The 1,318-nt window shown below is 75.3% G+C and carries 2 protein-coding genes; both read left to right on the top strand.

Annotation, left to right across the window (positions count from 1 at the left end; translation table 11 throughout):
* Positions 1 to 786: YncE family protein (locus HMPREF0731_RS19060; protein ID WP_007005843.1), on the top strand; the 786-nt coding region annotated here is incomplete at its 5' end.
* Positions 787 to 864: 78 nt separating this feature from the next.
* The coding region (locus tag HMPREF0731_RS19055) for an MFS transporter (protein ID WP_007005842.1) at positions 865 to 1,318 on the top strand (454 nt) is incomplete at its 3' end.

The following is a 1,318-nucleotide window of genomic DNA, read 5'->3' as shown; positions in this document are numbered from 1 at the left end:
GCCGGCGTCTTCGCCGTCTATGGCGTCGGCGTCGACGATGCGAACGGCACCGTCTGGGTGACCAACACGCGGCAGGACACGGTGGCGGTGTACCGCCAGGCCGACCTGTCGCTGCTGCGGCAATTCGCCCCCGGCACGGTGAGCCACCCGCGCGACGTCGTGGTCGACCAGCCGCTCGGCAAGGCCTATGTCAGCGCCACCTTCAAGCCGGAGGTCGTGGTGTTCCGCGCCGGCACGCCGGAGCTGGCGGGCCGTGTCGAGATCGCCTCGCGCGTGCGGGGTGGCACCTTCTCGGCCGCCAGCCTGTCGCTGGATGCGGCGGCGCACCGGCTCTACGTGGTCAGCAACACCACCAGCGAGGTGGCGGTGATCGACACCCGCACCGACACGGTGCTGAAGGTGCTGCCGGTGCCCGGCGCGCGCGGCAGCATCGGCGTCTCGCATGATCCGCAGACCGGGCGCATCTTCGTCGCCGCCCAGGGCAGCGACAATCTGGTGGTGCTGGATGGCGAGAGCGGCGCGGTGATCGCCGACACCCCGGTCGGCGCCGGCGCGCTGAACGTGGTGTTCGATCCCGTGCGGCGCCGCGCCTATGTCAGCAGCCGCGCCGCCGGCACGGTCACGGTGACCGACGCGGACGGCAAGATCCTCGCCAATCTGGGCCCGGCGCCGCTGGCCAACCATGTCGCCGCCGGGCGCGACGGCACGATCTTCGCCGTCGACAAATCCGCCAATGCGCGCGGCGAGGATGGCGACACGCTGCTGCGCATCCGCCCGCGCTCCTGAGCCGTGCCCGGGGCCGGGGCGGCGCGCCGCCCCGGCCCCGCCGCGCGCCTTGCCCCTGGCCGCCGCCAAGGACCGCCCATGCCCTCTGACGAGACCGCCCCCGAGGCCGCGCCGCCCTCCCCCTGGGCGGAGCCGGTGCTGCTGGCGCTGATGGCCACCACCTTCGCCGGCAGCATGGCGATGATGGCCTTCGTCGCGCTGGTCGGCCCGGTGGCGCGGGTGGCCGGGCTGGCGCCGTGGCAGGCGGGGCTGGCGGTCAGCGCCTCGGGCGTGATGTGGATGCTCTGCGCCCGGCCCTGGGGCCTGGCCAGCGACCGCCATGGCCGCCGCGCCGTGCTGCTGGCCGGGGCGCTGGGCTTCACCCTCGCCTACTGGGCGCTGTGCCTGGTCATCGAGGCGGTGCTGCGCCAGGCGCTGCCCGGCCTGCTGGCCTTCCTGGGGCTGGTGGCGTGCCGTGCCCTGGTGGGCGGCGCCTATGCCGCCATCCCCGCCGCCAGCGGCGCGCTGATCGCCGACCGCGTGCCGCCCGCGC

Origin of the sequence: Pseudoroseomonas cervicalis ATCC 49957, assembly GCF_000164635.1 — a bacterium.
GTDB classification, from domain to species: Bacteria; Pseudomonadota; Alphaproteobacteria; order Acetobacterales; family Acetobacteraceae; genus Pseudoroseomonas; species Pseudoroseomonas cervicalis.
Note: the sequence above shows the minus strand (reverse complement) of the source record. Positions and strands in the feature narration are given on the sequence as shown.